The 17,980-nt window shown below is 71.3% G+C and carries 18 protein-coding genes; 8 read left to right on the top strand and 10 right to left on the bottom strand.

Annotated features, from left to right (window positions below; genetic code table 11):
• The first annotated feature begins 99 nt into the window (after positions 1–99).
• From L3078_RS01535 to L3078_RS01520, 4 genes are all read left to right on the top strand, one after another.
• Positions 100–1,500 carry a M1 family metallopeptidase gene (locus L3078_RS01535; protein ID WP_239750118.1) on the top strand — a complete coding sequence of 467 codons (1,401 nt, stop codon included), beginning with the start codon at positions 100–102 and terminating at the stop codon, positions 1,498–1,500.
• Positions 1,501–1,723: 223 nt separating this feature from the next.
• Positions 1,724–1,930, top strand: coding sequence for a (2Fe-2S)-binding protein (locus L3078_RS01530; RefSeq protein ID WP_239750117.1), 207 nt, complete (start codon positions 1,724–1,726; stop codon positions 1,928–1,930).
• 13 nt (positions 1,931–1,943) lie between these two features.
• Positions 1,944–2,477 carry a P-loop NTPase family protein gene (locus L3078_RS01525; RefSeq protein WP_239750116.1) on the top strand — a complete coding sequence of 178 codons (534 nt, stop codon included), beginning with the start codon at positions 1,944–1,946 and terminating at the stop codon, positions 2,475–2,477.
• Positions 2,478–2,523: 46 nt separating this feature from the next.
• Positions 2,524–3,051 carry an SMI1/KNR4 family protein gene (locus L3078_RS01520; RefSeq protein ID WP_239750113.1) on the top strand — a complete coding sequence of 176 codons (528 nt, stop codon included), beginning with the start codon at positions 2,524–2,526 and terminating at the stop codon, positions 3,049–3,051.
• 138 nt (positions 3,052–3,189) lie between these two features.
• On the opposite strand, the gene L3078_RS01515 is transcribed toward L3078_RS01520, so the two are convergent.
• The 3 genes from L3078_RS01515 to L3078_RS01505 form a co-directional block, all read right to left on the bottom strand.
• Positions 3,190–3,930, bottom strand: coding sequence for a DUF1963 domain-containing protein (locus L3078_RS01515; RefSeq protein ID WP_239750112.1), 741 nt, complete (start codon positions 3,928–3,930; stop codon positions 3,190–3,192).
• 141 nt (positions 3,931–4,071) lie between these two features.
• The gene (locus L3078_RS01510; protein ID WP_239750111.1) at positions 4,072–5,922 is read right to left on the bottom strand and encodes a sensor histidine kinase; all 1,851 of its coding nucleotides are present in this window, start codon (positions 5,920–5,922) and stop codon (positions 4,072–4,074) included.
• Entirely contained in the window at positions 5,919–6,614 is a 696-nt protein-coding gene (locus tag L3078_RS01505) for a response regulator transcription factor (protein ID WP_239750110.1), read from the bottom strand. Before L3078_RS01505 ends, L3078_RS01510 begins: the two co-directional genes overlap by 4 nt.
• A gap of 219 nt (positions 6,615–6,833) precedes the next feature.
• Here L3078_RS01505 and L3078_RS01500 point away from each other — a divergent pair, with 219 nt between their 5' ends.
• A complete protein-coding gene (locus L3078_RS01500) occupies positions 6,834–7,700 on the top strand; it encodes a L,D-transpeptidase family protein (protein WP_239760163.1) in 867 nt (288 codons plus the stop codon).
• A gap of 49 nt (positions 7,701–7,749) precedes the next feature.
• Here L3078_RS01500 and L3078_RS01495 read toward each other — a convergent pair whose 3' ends face one another.
• Positions 7,750–8,511 (bottom strand): nuclear transport factor 2 family protein, encoded by a 762-nt coding sequence (locus tag L3078_RS01495; protein ID WP_239750108.1) that lies wholly within the window; start codon positions 8,509–8,511, stop codon positions 7,750–7,752.
• Between the two features lie 152 nt (positions 8,512–8,663).
• Positions 8,664–9,530: an SDR family oxidoreductase gene (locus L3078_RS01490; RefSeq protein ID WP_239750107.1), complete on the bottom strand. Its 867-nt coding sequence runs from the start codon at positions 9,528–9,530 to the stop codon at positions 8,664–8,666.
• A gap of 76 nt (positions 9,531–9,606) precedes the next feature.
• On the opposite strand from L3078_RS01490, the gene L3078_RS01485 reads away from it, so the two are divergent.
• The gene (locus tag L3078_RS01485) at positions 9,607–10,551 is read left to right on the top strand and encodes a helix-turn-helix domain-containing protein (RefSeq protein ID WP_239750106.1); all 945 of its coding nucleotides are present in this window, start codon (positions 9,607–9,609) and stop codon (positions 10,549–10,551) included.
• Here the strand turns inward: L3078_RS01485 and L3078_RS01480 are convergent.
• Genes L3078_RS01480 through L3078_RS01460 form a run of 5 tightly spaced genes read right to left on the bottom strand, consistent with a single transcriptional unit; the run spans position 10,534 to position 15,121 of the window.
• Positions 10,534–11,133, bottom strand: a complete 600-nt coding sequence (locus tag L3078_RS01480; RefSeq protein ID WP_239750105.1) for a GNAT family N-acetyltransferase — start codon at positions 11,131–11,133, stop codon at positions 10,534–10,536. The genes L3078_RS01485 and L3078_RS01480 overlap by 18 nt on opposite strands.
• Positions 11,134–11,184: 51 nt before the next feature.
• Positions 11,185–11,808, bottom strand: a complete 624-nt coding sequence (locus L3078_RS01475) for a GTP-binding protein (protein WP_239750104.1) — start codon at positions 11,806–11,808, stop codon at positions 11,185–11,187.
• On the bottom strand, positions 11,756–12,202 hold the full coding sequence (locus L3078_RS01470) for a DUF742 domain-containing protein (protein ID WP_239750103.1): 447 nt from the start codon (positions 12,200–12,202) through the stop codon (positions 11,756–11,758). The genes L3078_RS01475 and L3078_RS01470 overlap by 53 nt, the downstream gene beginning before the upstream one ends.
• 29 nt (positions 12,203–12,231) lie before the next feature.
• A complete protein-coding gene (locus tag L3078_RS01465; RefSeq protein WP_239750102.1) occupies positions 12,232–12,708 on the bottom strand; it encodes a roadblock/LC7 domain-containing protein in 477 nt (158 codons plus the stop codon).
• Positions 12,689–15,121 carry a sensor histidine kinase gene (locus L3078_RS01460; protein ID WP_239750101.1) on the bottom strand — a complete coding sequence of 811 codons (2,433 nt, stop codon included), beginning with the start codon at positions 15,119–15,121 and terminating at the stop codon, positions 12,689–12,691. The genes L3078_RS01465 and L3078_RS01460 overlap by 20 nt, the downstream gene beginning before the upstream one ends.
• Positions 15,122–15,488: 367 nt before the next feature.
• On the opposite strand from L3078_RS01460, the gene L3078_RS01455 reads away from it, so the two are divergent.
• Both L3078_RS01455 and L3078_RS01450 read left to right on the top strand, forming a co-directional pair.
• Positions 15,489–16,631, top strand: a complete 1,143-nt coding sequence (locus L3078_RS01455; RefSeq protein ID WP_239750099.1) for a substrate-binding domain-containing protein — start codon at positions 15,489–15,491, stop codon at positions 16,629–16,631.
• Positions 16,632–16,973: 342 nt separating this feature from the next.
• Positions 16,974–17,966: an endonuclease/exonuclease/phosphatase family protein gene (locus L3078_RS01450; protein WP_239760162.1), complete on the top strand. Its 993-nt coding sequence runs from the start codon at positions 16,974–16,976 to the stop codon at positions 17,964–17,966.
• Positions 17,967–17,980 lie beyond the last annotated feature (14 nt).

Here is a 17,980-nt window from a genome sequence, read left to right as displayed (position 1 = left end):
ACTCTCCCTTCGTGGGAGAGTCAAGCAGCCGCGTCACTCCGCAGGAGGGCAGCGCCAACTCGGCGCCGTACAGGCCGAGTTGTGGCAGGATCCAATGGCATGTCGCCGTCAATCATCTGGTCGCCCACGTCACGTCGTCGTCTGCTGAGTGTCCTGCTCGTCCTGCTGGCGCAGCTCGTCGCCATCGGCCCCGGTGCGCGGGACGCCGGTGCGGCGGCGGGGCCGGGAGGGAGCGCGGTCGCGACGCCGGACCTCGCCCGCTACGACGTGTCCCTGCGCTCCGACACCGACGGCGGTCACTGGACGGGGCGGCAGCGGGTGTCGTTCCGCAACGCCTCCCGGCAGCCGCTGCACGAGGTGTACCTACGGCTGTGGGGCAACGGCGAGGACCAGTGCGGCACCCCCGGCGCGCCGGCGCCCGTCACCGTGTCGAACGTCGACGGCGGCACACCGGACCCGCTCAGCGTGGGGTGCACGGCCCTGCGCATCGCCCTGCCCCGGCCGCTCGGGCACGGCGAGCGGACATCGGTCGCCTTCGACGTCTCCCTCACCGTGCCCGACCGCAACGCGCGCTTCGGCCGCGAGGGCGCCCACCGCTTCCTCGGCAACGCCCTCCCGGTGCTCGCCGTGCACGACGCGCAGGGGTGGCACCTCGACCCGTACGTGGCGCTCGGCGAGAGCTTCTACGCGCTGGCGAGCGACTTCCGGGTCCGGCTCGACCACCCGTCGACCCTGAAGGTGCCCGCGACCGGCCGCACCCGGGCCCTCCCCGGCGGCCCCGGCCGCACGGTCACACGGAGCGTCGCGCACCGGGTGCGGGACTTCGCATGGGCGGCGGGCCCCTTCCGCACCGCCACGGAGACCACACCCGGCGGCGTGCGTGTGAAGTCGTACTGGGCGAGCGACACACCGGCCGAAGGGGTACGCCTCAACCGCGTGGACGCCGTCGCCGCGATCGACCGCTTCGGCGAGGAGTTCGGCCGCTACCCGTACGGCGAGATCGACCTCGTGATGACCCCCGGGTTCGGCGGCGGCATGGAATACCCGGGCCTGGTCCTGCTCGGCACCACCGAGGAGGGCGGCGCCGTCGTCCATGAGCTGGCGCACCAGTGGTGGTACGGCATCGTCGGCAACGACGAGTACGCCTCACCGTGGCTCGACGAGAGCTTCGCCCAGTACGCCAACGCCCGCTTCTACGGGTGGGAGACCCGTGACTGCTGGTCGGAGGTCGACTGGCCGAGCGACGGTGCCGCGCTGACCAACTCCATGGCGTACTGGTCCGCTCACCGCGGCGAGTACCACCTCGTCTACACGGCGGGCCCCTGTGCCCTGGCCGACCTGGAACGCGTCCTCGGCGCCGACGCCATGGCCCGCTTCCTCGAGCGGTACGCCCGGGACCACTGGTACGGCGTCTCCACCACGGCCGCGTTCAAGAAGGCCGCACAGGCGGCCACGGACGAGGACCTCGGCCCGTTCTGGGAGTCCCACCGCATCCGGTGACGACACAACACACGAGCACGGGCGACGAAGAGGCGCGGGCGAGGGGTGCGGTGGGTGCGGGTGGCAGGGAGCAGCCCCGCCGGCTTCGCTGATCCGGAGCGGCGGCTGAGCGCGCTGCCCGAGCGGCCGGCCGCGACGACCGCCGTACGAGCCCTGTGATAGGCCCGTCCCCGGACCGCCGCCGGGGCGGCAGACGGCCGCCGGGCCCCTGCCGGACGAGACGGTGGTCTGCCACTGCCACAACGTCCCGGCGGGCACGCTCCGCTCCGCCGTCCGCGGCGGCTGCACCGACCCGGCGGCGCTACGGCACCGCACCCGCGCCGGCAGCGGCTGCGGAAGCTGCGCGGAGACCGTGGCCGCACTCCTGGACGAAGGGTTGCCGACCCCCGGTGGCGGAAATCGACCCCACGTCGACACCGGTCATCGGTAGCGTGATCGGCGTGATGGTGGGCACCGAAGAGACCCGGCTGGTCGTGCTGCGCGGCAACAGCGCCTCGGGGAAGTCGTCCGTCGCGGCGGGCCTGCGGGAGAGGTTCGGCCGTGGACTGGCCCTGGTCGGCCAGGACAACCTCCGCCGCACGGTCCTCCACGAACACGACCGGCCGGGCGCGGCGAACATCGGCCTGATCGACCTGACGGCCCGCTACGCCCTCGACGCGGGATTCCATGTCGTCGTCGAGGGCATCCTGTACGCCGACCGCTACGGTGACATGCTCGCCCGGCTCCGCGCCGACCATCGCGGCCCGACCCACGGCTACTACCTGGACGTCCCGTTCGACGAGACCCTCGTCCGGCACGCCACCAAGCCGATCGCCGACGTCGTCGACGGGGCCCGGTTGCGGGACTGGTACCGGCCCCGGGACCTGCTGCCCGGCGGGATCGAGACCGTCATCGGCGCCGACAGCACGCTCGCGGAGACCGTGGACCGCATCATGACCGAGGCCGGCCTGGCCCGGCTGCCGGCGGTCGACCATTGACCCAGGTCCGGTCGTTCGGCGGCCGGCTTGTCGCTAACCTGTGCGAGTGACACCCACCGATGATCGACGGTTCCCCGCTGCGCTCGCTGCGGCCCTGGCTGTTCCCTCCGTGTACGAGGGCGGTGACGGGATCGACCTCGAGCCGTTCGAGGCGTTCCTGTCCGCCGAGGAGACCACCGACTGGTTCCGCGCCTGGACCGGCAACGGCGAACTCGACGGCGACGCCTTCCGCGTCTTCGGCCAGGACGGCACGGGCGGGTACGCGGCGTTCTGGCTGATCCGGCCGGGCCGCCCCCTGGCCGATCAACCCGTCGTCTTCCTCGGTTCCGAGGGCGAGACCGGTGTCGTGGCCCGCGACCTGGGCGACTTCCTGTGGCTGCTCGCCGACGGGCTCGGCCCCTGGGAAGCGGCCACCTCCTACGAACCCGACCAGATCCCGCGCCCGGATCCCCGGCTGACGGCCGTGGCCGAACGGTTCGCACCGGACCGGCGTCGACCGGCCGCCGCCGTGATCGAGCTGGCCACCGAGGAGTTCCCCGACTTCGACGACACCGTCATGGCGCTCTGCCGCTGAGGCCGCTGAGGCCGCCGATGCCGCCGATGCCGCTGAGGCCGCCGATGCCCCCGATGCCGCCGATTCCGTTGGGACTGTGGTCCCGTTGGTGCCGTCGAGGTCGCGTCTGACAGCCCGCCGCACGGCCGTTCCGCTGCGTCAGCCGGCCATGTCGAAGCAGGCCCGGGCCTCGGTGAAGCGGCCTGCGGCCAGGTCGTCCCGGCGAATGACCCAGTGGACGACGCCCAGTTCGCCGTCGGTCAGGTCCTCGCCCCCGACCTCCGCGAGCAACACCCAGTCGCCGGGGCCGTGGTCGTGCTCGGTGAGGGGATCCGCGTTCCAGACCCAGGGGTAGCCGCCGATCTGCACCGGCCCGTCCGTCTGCATCTCGCCACAGGTCTTCCACCACACCGAGCCCAGCTCACCGCCGTGCGGGAACTCCTCCGTGTCGGAGCCGCGGTTGGGCAGCGAGGGGTCGACCGCCAGAAGGAGATCTCGCGCCGGGAGGACCTGCGGCGGCCAGTCCCCGTCCGGAGCACGTTCGGAGACGGGCGCGTCGGCCGGGACGTACACCAGCCGGGACCAGTCGTCCTCGCCCCACGGGTCCTCGGTGTCCGCGAAGAACAGCAGGGTGCCGTCCGTCGACAGCGGGAGGTCCGTCGCGCCGGGCGGGATCGCCGCGAGGTCGACCGAGGCGAGGAACGGCAGGTCCGGCACGGGCTCGCCCGCCGGCAGCGCCGGCAGCCCGCCGAGCCGCCCCGCCACCGCGCCGTCGGCCGAAGCCTGACTGGCGGGGCTCAGCATCACACAGGGACGGACGGTCCCGAGCCACCGCTCGACCTCGTCCTCCGGTAACGCGCGGTCACGGGCTTCGTCGCGGAAGGGGTCCATCGATTTCATCTCGCCGAGTATGCCAGCGGGTCGATCATCGCCGGGCCCTCGTTCGCCTTCCACCCCCGGTGCCGCTCTGGAGGCCCCAGGAGCCGTACTGGCGAGGGGAGTTGGACGGATAGAAGGGCGGCATGAACGCAGGCCCCGCACTCACCCGGTCGGCCCCTCCGGCTCGGGCACACGCGGCAGCCGTACGGTGAACGCCGTGCCGCTGCCGGGGGTGCTGTCGACGGTGACCGTTCCGTCGTGTGCCTCGACGAACTGGCGCACGATGGACAGGCCGAGACCGCTGCCCCCGGTGCGTCGGCTGCGCGACTTCTCGGCACGCCAGAACCGGTCGAAGAGATGCGGCAGGTCTTCGGGGGCGATGCCGTCCCCGGTGTCGCGTACGCTCAGGACGGCCTCGTCCGCCGTCTGCCGGGCGCTGAGGGTGACCGTGCCCTGCGCGGGGGTGTGCCGCAGCGCGTTGGAGACGAGGTTGCCCAGCACCTGCCGCATCCGCACCGGGTCGGCGTCGATCCAGAGCCCCGGCTCGGCATCCGCCCGCAGCTGGACGCCCGCGGCCTCGGCGCGGCTGCGATGGGCGGTGGCGACCTGGCCGATCAACTCGTCCGTGGCGAGCGGTTCCCGGTGCAACCGCAGGGTGCCGGCGTCGCCGGCCGCGAGGTCGCGCAGATCGTCGATGATGTGCTGCAGTTGCAGCGCCTCGTCGTGCAGGGAGGCGATGAGGTCGGGATCGGGGTCGAGCAGGCCGTCGCGGGTGACTTCGAGCCACCCGCGGATGTTGGTCAGCGGGGTGCGCAGCTCGTGTGCGATGTCGCTCACCATGGCCTTGCGTTGGGCCTCCGTCCGTTCCCGGCGCGCCGTCAGGTCGTTGAAGGCGGCGGCCAGGAAGCCCGTCTCGTCCTTGGTGGTGACCGCGACCCGTGCGTGCAGCTCCGACGGCTGCCGGGCGGCGGCGGTCAGGGCGCGCAGCGGACGCACGAGACGGACGGCCACGAGCGCGGTGAGCGTGATCGTGACGGCCAGGACGAGACCGCTGACCCCGATGATCTTGGTCTTGTTGGCGGACGACAGGTCGAGGCCCGACGGCTGTTGGTCTCGGTCGCCGAGGTAGAGGATCGCCGACGGGGCGACGTAGGGATCGAGTTGGGTGCGGCGTGCCGTGTCGATGCAGTTCTGCACCTGCGGGTCGCCGTTGCCGATCGCCCGGCCGGACATCCCCGGAACGATGTCGGAGCCGAAGAGTTCCCGCATCTCGGGGTCCGCCTGGACCAGTTGCTTCCAGTCGTTGGGGAGGCAGTTGGTCATCAGCTGCGCGAGGGCCGCCAGCGCTCTGCGCTCGGTGGGCATCGGAGCGTCGCCGGGCGCGTCGGTGCACTGCGCGAGCACGGAGCCCGGATCGTCGTCGGCGACGACCACCGTACGGCCGCTGGGCATCTCTCTGGTGGCACCACCCTTGCCGAACCTTTCCGCGCACTCCGCGCGCCGCTGCGCCAGCTTGCTCACCTTCTCCCGCTCGGCGGAGGACAGCCGGAAGGGCCCCACGGCCCGGGGGTCGATTCCGGCGAGCTGGGCGCCGGGCTCGGTGTAGGTGTCCGTACGCAGCGGGTCGACGGTGGCCGAGGCGCGGACGGGCAGCGCGGTGCCGGGCGCGGCGGAGTCGGCGATGAGCCGTCCGCCCGACGTGGTCAGGGCGACGCGCCGGTCCAGGGTGCGGGAGAGCGCGCGTACGGTGGTCGCGACGCCGTCCCACTCCGCATGGGTCGCGGCATAGCCGCTGAGCCGGCGCAGGATGTCGGAGTCGTCGGAGAGCACCTGACCGCGTTCCTCCTGGATGGCGCGCGTGGTGAGCTGCACCGCGAGCCAGGCGGTGGCGCTCACGGACAGCACGGCGATCGCCACGGAGGTGAGCAGCAGTCGTACCAGCAGACTCCGGTGCCAGGGGATCCGGGGAACGGACGTCCCACCTCCCACGGCGGTCACGTTCGAGCGGGTCATGCGGGCGCCTGGCCGTCCACGAGTTTGTAGCCGACGCCGAACACCGTCAGCAGGCGTACGGGTGTGCGCGGGTCGGCCTCGATCTTCTTGCGCAGGTTCACGATGTGCATGTCGATGGCTCGCTCGGTGGACGCCCGGTCGTGACCCCGGGTGTGCTCCAGCAACTGGCGGCGTGAGAAGACCCGTTCGGGCTCGGCGGCCATGGCGGTCAGGATGGCGAACTCCCCCGGCGTGCAGGCGACCGTCGCGCCGTCACAGGTGACCTCGTGCCGTACCGGGTCCACGGTGACCGCCCCGACCCGCAGCACGGGGGAGTCCTCGACGGGACGCAGCGTGCGGCGCAGCACGATACGGATGCGGGCCAGCAACTCCCGGGGGCTGTACGGCTTCGTCATGTAGTCGTCCGCGCCGAGGTCGAGGCCGAGCAGCAGATCGTCCTCGGCGGAGCGGGCCGTGAGCATCAGCACCGGTATGTCCGCGTCCCGGCGCAGCACACGGCAGACACCGAACCCGTCGAGGCCCGGCAACATCACGTCGAGGATCACCAGGTCGGGGCGCCGTTCACGGGCTTTGTCGAGGGCGGCCGGCCCGTCGGAGACGACGACGGCCGTATGGCCTTCCTTGACCAGGAGTCTGCGGATGAGCTCGGCCTGCATGCCGTCGTCCTCCGCGATCAGAATGTATGCGCACACGCCGGTGACCATATGTGCGCTGAGGCGGCGTCAGCAGGGCTTACGGCGCTGTTGCGGTTCTTCCCACACCCTGACAACTTCCTGATCCACGCGCCCCACGCTGGCCCCATGTACGAAGGAGAACCCACACAGCGCACCGGGCCGGCCCCGACCCCGGACCGGGCGTCCGCCCCGGTCCCGACGGGGACCGCACGCCACCGAGCCCCGGAGCGGGGCGCGATGAGACTGCTCCTCTCCCCGGGCATCCGTCTGCCGGTGTCGGCCGCGGTGCTGGCCCTGGCCCTGGGCCTGGGCGTCACCGTGGCCGACAAGGACGCTACCGGCGGCGAACCGGCGGCGGGCGCCCCCTCGTCCCCCGCCGGTGCGCGGGACGTCCAAGCCGTCGCGCCCGCCCCGGACGAGGCCGCACCGGACGCGAAGACCCAGGCTGAGGCCCAAGCGCAGGTCGAAGCACAGGCCGAAACCGACGCCGACGCCGACAACCCGAGCGCGTCCGCGACGACCGACCTGCCGGGCCTCGGCCCCAGGACGCTCGCCGAGATCCCCGACGACGCCCGACAGGTCGTCGTCGCCACGGGGAAGGGCAAGGACTCCTCGACGTCGCAGGTGGTGCTGTACCAGCGCACCGACGACGGCTGGACCGCCGGGCAGACCTGGGCCGCTCACAACGCCCTCCGGGGCTGGACCGACGACCACCGCGCGGGCGACCTGCACTCGCCCGTCGGGGTGTTCACCCTCAGCGACGCGGGCGGACTGCTCGCCGACCCCGGCACGAAGCTGCCGTACGACCGCTCCGGCTCCTTCACCATCGGCGGCACCGGATTCGAGGGCGAGCCGCTCGCCGGCTCCTTCGACTACGTGATCGCGATCGACTACAACCGCGAGCCGGGCACCTCCCCGCTCGACTGGACCCGTCCCCTCGGCGCGGACCGCGGCGGCGGCATCTGGCTGCACGTCGACCACGGGGGCCCGACCCACGGCTGCGTGAGCCTGTCGCGGCAGCACATGAAGCAGTTGCTGCTCGCGCTCGACCCCGCCCTGAACCCGGTGATCGTGATGGGGGACCGCCCGTCCCTCCAACGGTGACGATGACCGGTACCGAGCTCACTCACCGGAGCCTCGGCAGCGAGACCTGTCAGAACAGGCCGTTGCCGTGCGGCAGTTCGGCGGGTACGGGGGCGATGACGTCCCAGTGCTCGACGATCCTGCCGTCCGCGACCCGGAAGAGGTCGTAGTAGGCGACCGCCACACCGAACTCGCCCTCGGACTGCGCCAGGACGAACTCGCCCTCGGCGATGATCCGGTGGACCTTCTTGTAGACGAGGTTCTTGCCCTGCTCGGCCCACCTGGCCGCTGCCGCGCCGAAGCCGTCGAGGCCGTCGGCGGCGTCGGTGTTGTGCTGGTGGTAGGTCTCGGTGGAGATGTAGTCGGTGAGTACCGAGTAGTCGGCGCCGATGAGGACCTTCTCGGCGAACTCGGCCACCAGGGCGCGGTTGGCGTCGGTCCTGTCGGTCTCGGTGACGTCCGTGGGGCCGTCGGTCTGGGAGCGGCCGGAGACGGTGTTCCCGACCAGCGGGGTCAGGGCGTCCCAGTGCTCGGCCAGCTTGCCGTCGGCGTCGACCCGGAAGACGTCGAACCCGACGAGCGGGTCCGGGCCGAAGCCGTGGTAGGTGCCGTGCAGGGCGACCAGGTCGCCGTCGGCGATGACCCGGGCGCCTTCGTAGCGGAAGTCCTCGCCGAGGCCGGCGACGAGACCCCGCAGGGCCTCGGGCCCGTCGGCGGCGAGCGCGCTGTGCTGCGTGTAGTCCACGGCGACCCAGCGGTCCACGGCGGAGGGGTCCTTGTCGCCGAACAGTTCGTCGGCGGCCCGCAGGACGGCGTTCTTCGCGTTGCTCATGACTGTCTTCCTTGGCTCGGGAACCTGGCCGGGACGGATCGATGGTCCGGCGGCGATGTGTTCAAACTATGCCGACGGCGTCCCGTCACCCCGCAGGAACAGCGACCGTTGATTGTCAAAAAACGACACGCCTGGGTCTCTGGTGGTGTGGATCAGCGCGTCACGGCGCCCACGACGTCGGCGAGGGGCGTGGCGGGACGCCCGGTGAGACGGGGCACGGCATCACTGACGCCGTCCAGTTCACCCGAGGCGATGGCCGTGTACGTGGACACCCAGGCATCCAGCTGCCAGGCCGGAGCGCCGTAGGAGGCGCGGGAGGCGTAGGCCTCCTCGACCGTCTCCTGCCGGTAGGTGACGGCGCGTCCGAGCTGTTCCGACAGGACGGTGGCCGCGTCGTCCAGCGAGAGCGCCTCGGGTCCGGTCAGGTCGTACGTCATGCCCGCGTGGTCGTCCGGCCGCGACAGCACGGCGGTGGCCACGTCGGCGATGTCGTCCTGGGCCACGAACGCGGCGCGCCCGCTTCCGGCCGGGCCTCGGATGACACCGTCCTCGCCGACGAGATCGGGGACGAACTCGGCGTAGAGGTTGTCCCGGAGGAAGGTGTACGCCAGTCCGCTCGCGCGGATGTGCTGCTCGGTGTGGAAGTGGTCGCGCGCCAGCGTGAAGGTGGCGTCGGGTGCCGCTCCGTAGAAGGAGACGTACACCAGGTGCCGCACACCCGCCTCCGCCGCGGCGTCCACGAACCTCTTGTGCTGGGCGAGGCGGTCGGCGCTCTCGGAGGCGGAGACCATGAAGAGGGTGCGGGCTCCGGCGAGGGCCTCCCGCGCGGCGCCCTGGTCGGCGTAGTCACCGCGCACGGCGACCGCCCCGGTCAGCCGAGGGGCTCGCTCCGGGCTGCGGGCCAGGAGTTTCTGCGGGATGCCTCGCTCGGCCAGGCGCCGGGCGACGCGCCCACCGAGCCGACCGGTGGAGCCGGTGACGACCGTCGTGGCGGCGGATGCGGCTGCTGTTTCGGACATGCGTACGCCTTTCCATGGGTGACGACGGTGAGCTTTCCACCGAGGGCGGGGAGGTAACTGCATAAACTTGCGACTGATGATGGCCAAAAGCCGACACCATGCCCCGCGCGACATCCCGGAGATCCCGTTCGCCGCGCCCGCCGGCACGCCCGCGGGCGTCGAGGTCATGTCGCTGGCCGAGCTACGGCGCCGCGTCTCCGAGCACACCCTCGCCCGGCCCCAGCGCCCCGACTTCCACCATCTGCTCACGCTCACCGCGGGCGACCTCCGGCACGTCGTCGACTTCGCCGGCTACGCCCTGCACCCGGGCTCCTGGCTGTGGGTACGCCCGGGCCAGGTGCACCAGTGGGGCGACCTCACCCGTGCCGAGGGCACCCTGATCCTCTTCCAGCAGGACGTGCTCGACCCGGCCACGGCGACAGCCGCCAGGGTCGACGATCCGCACGCACCGGTCGTCACCACTCCCGTCGCCGCCGACGCCGAGGCGGTGACCATGGCAGCGGACCACCTGCGTCACGAGTTCCAGTCGTTCGGCCATCTGCCCCTGGAGTTGCACATCGCGGCTCTGCGTCACCTCCTCGCCGTGCTCCTGCTGCGGCTGGCCCATCTCACCGTCCCGGTCGGCAGCCCGGCGTCGGAACCCGACGAGACCTATCTGCGCTTCCGGGACGCCGTCGAACGGCACTTCACCGCCACCCGACGCGTCGAGGACTACGCCCACATGCTCGGCTACTCGGGACGCACCCTCGCCCGGGCGACCCTGGCGGGCGCGGGGCTCAGCGCGAAGGAGTTCATCGACCGCCGGGTCGTGCTGGAGGCGAAACGTCTGCTGGCGCACGGCGACGAGAGCGCGGCGCAGATCTCGGACCACCTCGGCTTCGTCACGCCCTCCCAGTTCAGCAAGTTCTTCATGCAACGCGCCGGCCGCACCCCGATCGACTTCCGCAACGAGGTCCGGGGACGCGCCGAGGGGGCGGAGGGGTCGGTGGCGCCCGGTCAGGGGTCAGCGTGGGCTGGTTGATCGACCTGGGCGGGCGCGGCGGTAGTAGAGCATCCCTTCGTGGTCCGGTTCCACGTCGGCGAGGGTGAAGCCGGCGGCTTCGGCGCTGTCGCGACTGGCGTGGTTGTCGGGCTCGACGCCGCAGAAGAACGTCTGGACGTCGCCGATGTCGGGGTGGACGAGGACGGCGCGGAGGACCGAGCGGCCGTGTCCCCGACGCCACCGCTCGGGGTCGACCCCGTACGCCAGGCCCATGGCGCGCCGGGGGTCGGTGTCGGACAGGAGGGGGCCCTCGGGGCCTTCGCCGTGGTAGCGGACCCAGCGGTCGTAGACGTCGCCGAGGACGAACGCGACCGGCGTGCCCGCCGGATCCAGCCCGATCCACCCGTGGGAGCGCAGCACCGTCGCGCCGCGGAAGGGGATGCCGGGGTCCTGACCGATCAGGCTCAGCTGACGGTGGATCCAGGACCGGCCGCCCAGGCGACTCCGAACCTCGGGATGGTCGAACCAGTGCTCGATCTGCTGTGCCCCGGTGCGGGTCAACGGCTGCAGCCGCATCGGCGGGCGGTGGTCCGGACCCGTCTTCGATCGTCGCCATGACATGGGGGTGCTGGCTCCTCTCGGCCGGTGCGGCTCACAGGCAGGGCGCGGCAGTCAGGTCGTCGCTGTCGTCGCGGTCGCTTCGGCGCGGGTGAGGGCGACGTCGAGCACGACCAGGAGGGCGTCGCGCACGGAGCCGGTCCTGCGTGCGTCGAAGACGACGAGCGGGACGTGTTCGGCGATGTCCAGTGCCCACCGTACTTCGGTCAGGTCGTGTTCGACCTCCCCGTCGAAGGCGTTGACGGCGACGGCGAAGGGGATGCGCTTGTGCTCGAAGTAGTCGACGGCGGCGTAGCAGTCGTCGAGGCGGCGGGTGTCCACGATGACCAGTGCGCCGAGCGCGCCTTCGACCACGTCGTCCCACATGAATCCGAAGCGGTCCTGGCCCGGTGTCCCGAACAGATACAGCTTCAGCGTCGGGTCGAGAGTGATGCAGCCGAAGTCCATGGCCACGGTGGTGGTGGTCTTGCCGGGTGTCAGGGTGAGGTCGTCGACGCCTGCCGCGACCTCGGTGATGGCGGCCTCCGTGGTGAGCGGCCGTATCTCGGAGATGGAGCCCACCGTGGTGGTCTTGCCGACCCCGAAGCCGCCGGCGATGACCAGCTTGACCGGCAGGGGCGGCGGCTCAACCGCTGTCACGGAGCGTGTCCCGTGAGTCGGGGACGGCACGGAGACCATGGATGACCCTTCGCAGTACGGTGATGTCCTGGGCGGTCCGGGCGCTGGGCACGTGGACCGCCAGGTGCCCGGCGGCACACAGGTCCTCGGCGAGCACCCGGACGACGTTGAGGTGCAGGCGCAGATGGGCGGCGAGTTCCGCCACGGACTGCGGCTGCCGGCAGGCGGCCACGATGTCGTGGTGTTCGAAGGCGAGCGTGCCGAGGACGGAGAGCCCGTCCGAGGTCGCCACGATCTGCGTCTCGATCGGGATCGGCGCCGCCCTGCCCGCCCCCGACACCCGGCCGGCGGTCAGCAGGAACGGCCGAACGGCGGGGGCGCGGTCGACCGGTTCGGGCGGGCCGCCCGTGATGTCCTGTGCTGCTTCCAGTGGTTCTCGTCCAGCGTCGGCCATGACGACCTCCTGCCTCGCGGGGATGGGGGTCAGCCGGCCGGTGTGGAGCCGACGCTGTTCTTGAGTTCCATCACCAGTTGCGGGGTGAGCGCGGCCCCGGCACGGTTGGCGAAGAGGGTCATCTCGTAGGCGATGTTGCCCAGTTTCGCCTCCTTGGAGGCGACCACTCCGAGTACGGCGCCGTTGCCGATGGCAGAGACCAGCACATGGCCTCCCTCCAGGTCGATGATGACCTTGTTGAGGCCGCCCAGGCTGTAGTTGCCGGAGACGCCCGCGGCGAGACTCGTGACGCCGGACACGATCGCGGCGAGCCGCTCGGAGTCGGCCCTGTCGCGTAGTTGGGAGACGGCGATCAGCAGTCCGTCGGACGACACCGCGATGGCGTCCACGACACCCGCGGTATCGGTGGCGAACCGGTCGAGCAGCCAGGTGAAATCGGCCGCCGCGGTTCGCAGGTCGGCGGGATTCGCCTGTTCGGAGGTGCTGTCACCTGTCGACGTCGTCACTGCCCGTCTCCTTCTGGCCTTCTGGGGATTCCGGTGTTGCGGTGGTGCCGGTCTCGTTCGGGGGCGCGGTCGCGTCCTGTTCCGCCCTGCGTACGGCGGCCTCGAACTCGTCGAGTTCGGAGCGGACGGCGTCGGCGTCCAGCGGCCGGCGCGGCGCGGGGGTGCTTCGGTCGGCCGCCGGGGTGGTCACGGTGAGCGTCGCGCCGCGGACCCGTCGCCGCAGTGGACGGGCGGCCGTCGGTGACGTCCCCTCGGGGGCGGCGGAGTTCGGGCCGAGGCGGGACGGTACGCGCCGGGGCAGGTCGCTGTGGGGTGACACGATCGTCGGCCGCCGTTCGGGAACGGGCACGGCGGCGGGTACCGGTACGGGTGCGGGGGCCGTCCCCTCGTGCCCCGTGGCGGGCGCCGCTCCCGTCCCGGGCGTCGTGCCGTCGTCCGGCCCCATGGTCAGCAGGAGTTCGGAGGGGATCCAGACGGTGCCGGTGACACCACCGCCCGGTGTACGGCTCAGGGTCACGTGAAGACCGAGGTGGCGGGCGAGACTGCCGACCACGAAGAGGCCGAGCACCTTGGTCGGCACCAGGTCGAGCCGTTCCCGTCGGACGAGGCGGGCGTTCTCCTCGGCGAGGCGTTCCGCGCTCATGCCGAGGCCGTGGTCGATGACCTCGATCAGCGCGCCGCCGTCCTTGGTGACATCGGTGCCGGGCCGCACGACCACTTCGACGGGGGTGTGGGACGGGGAGAACGAGACGGCGTTCTCCAGCAGTTCGGCGAGCAGCAGGGTCAGATCGCCGATGATGTCGGGCCCGACGGTGATGTCCGTCTCGGACCGCAGGGACACCCGCTGGAACCCCTCGATGCGGCCGAGGCCGGAGCGTATGACGTCGGCCAGGGTGGTCGGCCGGGCCTCGACGTCCGTCTCCCGGATCCCGGCGAGCAGCATCAGGCTGTCGGCGTTGCGCTGGAGCCGTACCGCGATGTGGTCGATGCGGTAGAGCCGGTCTAGGAGTTCGGGGTCGGTCTCCTCGCGTTCCACGGCGTCGATCAGGGACAGTTGGCGGGTGGTGAGATTGCTGACCCGACGCCCGACGTTGCCGAACATCTCGGCGACGTTGCGTCGGCTCAGCATCTGCCTCTCCAGCAGTGCGGCGGCGGTGACCTGCACATGATTGAACGCCTCGGCGAGTTCGCCGATGTCGTCGCGGACCGGGACCGGGATGGCCTGCGGCCGGAACGGGGCGGTGTCGGTGGACTCGTCGTCCGCGACGCGGGCCAGTTCCTCGCCCGCGGCCGCGACGACCCGCTGGGCGGAACCGGTCAGGGCCATGAGGGGGCGGACGACCGAGCGACGGACCAGCACGCAGAACGCCAGCCAGGCGGCGAATCCGAGCAACGCCAGACCCAGCATCAACCACGCCTTGTACAGGGCGTTCTCGGACAGGGCATCGGCCTGCGCCGCGGTCTGCCTGATCAGGGTCCGGGTGATGCCGAGGCGTGTGTCGGCCTGCCGCTCTCCGGCGGCGATCTTCTCGCGCAGTTCGCCCGTGCTCTGTGACTGCAGTGCTCCCGGATCGACCTGCAGTTCCGCGAACTGGGAGGTGAGGGCGTTCTGTTCGGCCCCGCGCTCGATGCCGCCCATGAGCAGGACCTGCTTCGGCTCGGCGATACGGCCGAAGCGCTCGGACTGGTGGGTGAAGAGTTCATGGGCGCCGACGGCGCGCGTGTACTCCGTGAGGGCGTTCGCGTCATGGGTCTGCGCGGAGAACACGGCGCTCTCGAAGGCCGCGTGGGCGGCGTCCGCCCGCAGTACGGCGTCCAGCAGGTTGGTCACCGAGGACTGCGAGGTCGCGGCGAAGCGGTCGAGGCCGATGCCGTCGATGAGGTAGCCGACCGCGGCGGCGTAGGCGGGGTCGATGTTGGCGGCCGGGACGTAGTCCCGGGCGAGCTTGTCGCGCAGGGAGTCCAGGCCGGCGATGTACTCGAGCGCCTGCTTCTCCTCGGCCGGCAGGCTCGACCCGAACGCGGCCCGCACGGCCGCGGCCCGTTCGTCGGTGGCCTGTTGCGCCTCGCGGTAGGCCGTCGTCGACGGCTGGGAGGCTCCGGGCCGGGCCGCTTCGTACTGCACGGACAGCAGCAGTGCCAGCCGGTGTTCGGCCTGGATGTCGTTGGCGAGCGCCGCGACCTGCTCGCTGTCACGCACCAGTTCGGCGATCCGGTCGGCGCCGCGGACCTGGTCGATCTGACCCGTGACGCCGACGCCGAGGAGCGTGCCGACGACCGCCACGGGCGCGACGACGAGCACATTGAGTTTTCGCCGGAACGGCCACCGGGCGAGAAGGGAGACCGCCCTGCGGCGGAACACAGGAGTCCGGTCCGTGCGGCCGGGCGGCGGCTCCACCGTGTTCGTGGGCACGCTGACCTCCTTCGCTGTTCGGTGAGTGGTGACCGCGGTGTCGCCGGGCTCGAGCGAGCGGACAGGGGGGCATGAGCGATGGGATCACGTCATGTGTCCGAATCGGGTCGGTCGGACACTATCGCCTGTGTGATCGCTTTGAGCCTGTGCGTAATCAAGAATTGATTACGAATTGTTCGCACCCGCCTACTGAGCGGTAGTGCCTCCCGTGGAGCGACCCGGTCGAGGCCCTGCTACATTCCCACCGCGACACCCCGCCGGGCAGCGGCCCGGGGTGCTGCCGCCGTTGCGATTCCGGCCGCCCGTCGGCCTGTTCTCCTCCCCCCACGCAATCCGTACCCCCTCGTGCCCAGTTGAGGAGACCCCCGTGCACTCCACCCGCAGAGCGACCGCGGCAGCCGTCACGCTCCTGGTCGCGGCCACCACCCTGGCCGGCTGTGACAGCGGTTCGACCACCGACGCGTCCACCGTCGGTGCGCGGAAGCCGGGTTGTCCCGCTGTCCTCGCCGAGGCGAAGCAGGCGGTCAAGGAGGCCGAGAACATCAACGCCCCCTGGGGCGGCCCCACCACCGGACCGAAGGCCGTTCCCGGCAGGACCATCGCCTACGTCGCCCAGACCATGACCAATCCCGGTGTCTCCGGGGTCGCGAAAGGTGTGCAGGAAGCGGCCAAGGTCATCGGCTGGGACGTCCGCACCATCGACGGACAGGGCACCCCTGCCGGTATCCGGGAGGCCTTCGATGAGGCCCTCGCCCTGAAACCCTCCGGCATCGTCATCGGCGGCTTCGACCCCAAGTCCGTGACCAGGCAGGTCCAGCAGGCGAACGCCGCCGGCATCCCCCTGATCGGCTGGCACGCCACGGCCACCCCGGGGCCCAGCACGCGTCCGAAGCTCTTCAGCAACGTCACCACCAGGGTCGAGGACGTCGCGCGGATCAGCGCCGACTGGATCATCGCCCGCTCGGGCGGCCGCGCCGGGGTGGTGCTGTTCACCGACGCCTCCATACCCTTCGCCAAGCGCAAGTCCGACCTGATCAAGAAGCAACTCGCCACCTGCCCCGATGTCGAGTTGCTGAGCTACGAGGACATCCCGATCCCCCAGGCCGGCAGCAGGACCGTCGACAGGGTCGCCGCCCTCCGGTCCCGCTTCGGCGACAGATGGTCCTACTCCGCCGCCATCAACGACCTGTACTTCGACCACGCGGCGCCCGCGCTGCGCGCCGCCGGGCACCAGGGCGGCGGCCCCCCGTACAACATCGGCGCCGGTGACGGCGATCCGTCGGCCTTCGAGCGGATCAACGGCCGGCAGTTCCAGTCCGCCACGGTGCCCGAGCCCCTGTCCGAACAGGGGTGGCAGATCGTCGACGAGTTCAACCGCGCCTTCGCGGGCGAGCCCGCCAGCGCCTACGTAGCCCCCGTCCACATCACCACCGCCGCCAACAGCGGCGGCGCCCTGTCGTGGGACTCGGAAGGCTACCGCCAGGCCTACCGCAAGATCTGGGACAAGTAGCCAGGGCGAAGGGCAGGGCGAAGGGCAGGGTGTACGTCGGGGCGAACGCCGGGCGAACGGCCGGGCGTACGGGGCTGGTTGCGGTGACTACGACGCACCAGCCCGGGTCGGTGACGAGGACGCACCAGCCCGGTTCGCGGTGACCGGCCTCGCCGTGGGCAGAACAGGTGAAACGCCGCGTTTCGTGCGATATTGGTGCTTATCCCCAGGTGAAACGAGATCACTTTCACCGCGCCCCGCTGCCAGGCAGCGCGTCGAGCGGGACCCGTGCACGCCCAGTGCGGCGCCGCACCGACTCACGCATCTCGACCACGGCGAACCCTGGAGGTACCGGTGACACGCATGCGCATAGCCACCTTCAACCTGGAGAACTTCGACGAGCCGCCCCCGCGTCAGCCCCTCCCCTCGCTGGCTGACCGCATCGCGCTGATGAAACCGCAGATCACGCGGCTGCGGGCGGACATCGCCTGCTTCCAGGAAGTCCACGGTCAGGAACGTCCCGGCCAGCCGCGCGACCTGCTCGCGCTGAAGGAACTGCTCGCCGGGACCAACCTCGACGGCGCGTCACTGACCAGCACCAAGCCCGCGAGCGACGCCGTCTACGACGTACGCAACCTCGTCATCGCCACCCACCTGCCGGTCATCAAGCACCAGCAGCTGAAGAACGATCTGGTCAAGGAGCCCCGCTACCAGCGGCTCACCGCCGAGCCCCCCGACGCGGCAGCCGTCGGAATCGGTATCGAACGGCCCATCCTGCACGCCCAGATCGACATCGACCACGAGGCCCCCGGACGCCTGCTGCACATCATCAACGTGCACCTGAAGTCCAAGATCCCCAGCGACATCCCCGGCCGGGTGATCGATCCCGTCAAGGGCATCTGGAGCAGTGCCGACAGCTGGGCCGAGGGAAGCTTCCTGTCGTCCATGAAGCGCATGAGCCAGGCCCTGGAAGTCAGGCGTCTCGTCGACCAGATCCTCGACGACGACCCGGACGCACGCATCATCGTCGCCGGTGACTTCAACGCGGAACCCGAAGAGGTCCCGGTCCTGGCCATCTGCGGCAACGTGGAGGACACCAACAACGGTGACCTCGCCACCAGGGTCCTGGTCCCCATCGAGCACACCATCCCCGGCGAGGCCCGCTACACCCTCTTCCACCACGGCCGCGGCCAGATGATCGACCACATGCTCGTCACCCGCAACCTCCTGGCCCACTACCGCGGCTCGGAGATCCACAACGAGATCCTCCACGACGACTCCATCGCCTTCGCCACCGACATCAAGTACCCCGAGTCCGACCACGCCCCGGTCGTCGCCACCTTCGACTTCGACTGACTGCGCCGCGACCA

The organism is Streptomyces deccanensis (genome assembly GCF_022385335.1).
GTDB lineage: Bacteria > Actinomycetota > Actinomycetes > Streptomycetales > Streptomycetaceae > Streptomyces > Streptomyces deccanensis.
This window is presented reverse-complemented; position numbering and strand designations above follow the sequence as displayed.